Raw genomic sequence first — 3,746 nt, forward strand, 5'->3', positions numbered from 1 at the left:
CACATGCGGGTTTTTGGCAAACAATAGTACAGCGACCTCATATTTTTTTAGTCTTTCCCAAAGGTTATGCGCATCTGATTTAGCCAGTTTGCCACGTTTTCCGCTGGGCTTGGGTGGGATGACTGGTACCTAAATCCTGCAATCAAAAGGCTAGTAATATTAAATAACATAAACGGATCAATGGGATAATGCCAACATTACGCCATTATTCAGGTCATTATTCTAATGAAAGAAAAACTCTCGCAAAAACGAAAAGAATCAACCTCTCGCAAACAAACTGGTAAAGTTAATATGTCCTCAACAGCAAGAGGATTAACCAGCCAAGCAGGTCTTTTACCGGTTGTAAAATATTTGGGTCGTATTGGCTTTGAGAAAATAGTCAAACAAGATGTTCCGCACAAACGAGGTGATAACGCAAACTATCAGTTGTCCGATGTGGTTATGCTGACCTTAGTTGGCATGATTGGTGGCGCCACCTCCATAGCAAAGGTTTGTGCGGTGTGGTCAGATGGTGTCTTGCGTGAAATTGCGGGTTGGATGCAACTGCCTGTTGAGACTACTATAAGTCGGCTCTTTAAAGAAGTGACAGAAAGACAGATCAATCAACTTGAAAGTGTTAATCATCGATTGCGAGGGCAGGTTTGGCGCCGAGCCAACCGTTCGGGCGCATCCGCAATTGGACTTAACCCAACGCAATGGGTTGATATTGACTCCACGGTTGATTCGGTGTGCGGCACTCAAGCCGGTGCAGCTAAAGGCTACAACCCTAAGAATAAGGGCTCGCGCTCTTACCATCCTCAATTAGCCTTTTTGGCGGGTAGTAAAGAAATACTGCAAGCCTGGTTTAGAACCGGCGGCGCCTATACTAGCAATGGCGTTGTTGAATTCGTCAAGCAAGTACTTGCACATTTACCCAACAGAATGCGCATCATTGTTCGAGCGGATAGTGGTTATTTTGCAGGCACCTTATTCGATTTGCTGGATAGACAAGGCCATGGCTATTTGATCAAAGTTAAACTCAAAAACTTAGCTGCTATTTTAGCCAAACAACACTGGACAGCCATAACGGGACAACCGAGCTGGGAACAGTGTATCTTTGAATATCGCTGCGCTGAGTGGCGCGTCGCTCGTCGTTTTGTTGCAGTGCGCAAGGCGTTACCTAAAACACAAAACTGGCAACTCGAATTGCTAGAGACGACCACATACGACACATTTTTGTCTCACGTCAACTATCTTGTCCGGTTTGGCGACAATTAAGTTGTCCGGTTGAATGACTGTAAATTATTTTTTCAAATGTTGTTTTTTCCGATAACTTTCTCCTTCGATTTCTAAGATGTGAGCATGATGGATAACGCGGTCAACAGCTGCAACAGTCATGATGGAATCGGGGAAGATTTGATCCCACTGGCTGAAGGGTTGATTGGAGGTGATAATCAAACTGCCACTTTCATAGCGATGTGCAATGAATTCAAACAGCACCTGTGTTTCACCATCACTTTTTTTGACGTATCCGATATCATCAATGATCAGTACCCGGTATTTATCCATGCGCGTCATATAGGTCATTAAGTCGAGATTTCTTTTGGCCACCTGGAGTTGTTGTACCAGATCAGTAGCAGTCAGCCATTTAACACGTACACCTTTCTCGATGAGTTGATAACCCAAGGCGCAGGCAAGATGAGACTTACCGACACCGGATGGGCCAAATAGCAGCACATTATCAGCTTGCAAAGCCCACTGTTGATTGTCCTTAAGTTGTAACACAGCTTGTTGTACATTTTTGGGCAGGTTTTCCAGGTTGAGCGTTGCAAAACTCTTTCCAGCAGGGAGCTTTGCCTCTCGCGTCCAATTTCTCGTTCGGATCTGGAAGCGATGCGCCAGTTCTTGCTCACAAAGTTTTTTCAGGAAGTCTGTATAACTCCAGGTATTTTTGACGGCCTGATGCTGGCAATTATCCAGGTGCTGGTTAAAAGTAGTTAAGCGCAGTTCCTTTAACATCATCTCTAGTGGCATGTGTTACTCCCTTGCTGTTGTTGACTATTTTTCAGGTAACAAGGAAGCAAACAGTCATAATCACTGACTTGATGCTGTTTTGTCGTCGTCGATTGACGTGTGGGTTTCAGATAGCTTGCTTGCAATGCTTTGATATTGGGCAAGTTGTTTGTCTGAGCTTGTTGCAGCAAGGTGCTGCCTAGTGTTTTCTCACAGGCGTGTTCTGCTGCGATGCGCAGTACCACTACCATCCATTTGCAGGCATCTCTGGCTGACAATTGCTGATCGACCAGTTGCCACAATTGCCGATAATTGTCGTCTGGAAATAATTCATCTCGAAACTTACAAAAACGAAAGGCCTGGGGTTTGGCTGCTAGCGCATGAATCACATGACGGTAATCAATACGTCGTGTCCGCTCGGTTGGCTTTTTTGGATAAACTCGTGGCAATTCAATGACCTTAGTTTGGCCGACAAAACCGATGAGCTTGTCGTGATATAGATGAACGCGTAACGTCTCTCCAATTAACCGGGACGGGACGGTATAAAGTCCTCGTTTAACAGAAATCGTACTGCTGGTAGTCACTTTGACACAAAGCTCGGCATAATCCATGAAACGATAGGTCGGCAGGGGTTGCAATTGTTCTTGCTCTACCAAAAAACGTGTTCTGGTCATGCGGTTTAAGCGTTCAATACTACGATCAATAAAAGCCTGGTAATCAGCTATGCTGGCAAAGTCAGCGCTGCCGCGTAACTTAAGTGTTTGATCCAAGCGATGCTTCAAAGAAGCATGTGCTGTTTCAATCGCCCCATTCTCATGACTAACACCGACATTATTGGTCGTGCCTGTCATACCGTAATGTTGGCACAACCCTTCATAAGCTTGAGTTAGCTGCTTGTGCTCATACTGGTTCACATACGCCGCACTTAAGCTGTCGGTGCGATGCTCTAAAGGCACACCACCCATTTTATGCAAAGCATTCTGTAACCCTTCAGCTAATGCCGAGTAACTTTCACCGCCCTGTACGATATGTGCATAACGCTTGCCGCTAAAAGCCAAGCGGAATTGATAGATCAGATGTTTGAAGGGCTGGCCTGCAATCGTAACTTCATTATCAGGGTGCGTGAAATCAGAAAGTCCTTGTTGTCCCGGCGGGATGGACTGCCGGAAAATAACTGGCTTTTCAGGACCAAGTGTCGCTCTCCAATGTTTGACCCGACGTTGTAATGTTCGCAGTTGACTATAGGGATATCGTTGCGGATAGCGTTCTTCCAGATACTCCCATAAGGTTAATCCAGTCAGCGTGGGTTCTTGTTCTAATAATGGCACCAAATCCGATTCCCACACTTCGGTAAATGGGTCTTCTCGGGTGCGCCAGTCATGCGGCTTTTTAGATGTGTTTCCATACTGCTCAATACGACGACCCGAGCGAGAGCTAATCCCCGATTTCGCTGAACTGATTTCCTGATTTAAACCTGTCTGGCGATTCTTCATATACAAATTCCTTTGCTGTTGAGTGATGTGTTTGCCTGGCAAGTTCACCTCCTTTTTAAGGTGAAACCTTACAAGCTTTTATAGTCACTCAACCGGACATGATAATTGTCGTCAAAGTGGACAGGTTAATTGTCGCCTAATACACCGTCTTTTCCTAGGTAAACGCGGTATCCAGCCCCCCAATCAATGACAAGCTCTAAGACACCGTTTCCAACACTCTTTACTTGCGAGAAATTACCATGCTCCATGCGAGTTACATAG

General features: G+C 45.3%; 3 protein-coding genes. 1 reads left to right on the top strand and 2 read right to left on the bottom strand.

Annotation, left to right across the window (positions count from 1 at the left end; translation table 11 throughout):
* Window positions 1-225: 225 nt before the first annotated feature.
* Window positions 226-1,257: an IS1380 family transposase gene (locus tag Q0688_RS21505; RefSeq protein ID WP_299082275.1), complete on the top strand. Its 1,032-nt coding sequence runs from the start codon at window positions 226-228 to the stop codon at window positions 1,255-1,257.
* Between the two features lie 24 nt (window positions 1,258-1,281).
* Here the strand turns inward: Q0688_RS21505 and istB are convergent, their stop codons facing one another.
* Window positions 1,282-2,001, bottom strand: a complete 720-nt coding sequence (gene istB / locus Q0688_RS21510) for an IS21-like element helper ATPase IstB (RefSeq protein WP_299082279.1) — start codon at window positions 1,999-2,001, stop codon at window positions 1,282-1,284.
* A 2-nt stretch (window positions 2,002-2,003) separates the two neighbouring features.
* The gene (gene istA / locus Q0688_RS21515; protein ID WP_299082277.1) at window positions 2,004-3,527 is read right to left on the bottom strand and encodes an IS21 family transposase; all 1,524 of its coding nucleotides are present in this window, start codon (window positions 3,525-3,527) and stop codon (window positions 2,004-2,006) included.
* Window positions 3,528-3,746 lie beyond the last annotated feature (219 nt).

This window comes from uncultured Paraglaciecola sp., from assembly GCF_937123705.1.
Classification (GTDB): domain Bacteria; phylum Pseudomonadota; class Gammaproteobacteria; order Enterobacterales; family Alteromonadaceae; genus Paraglaciecola.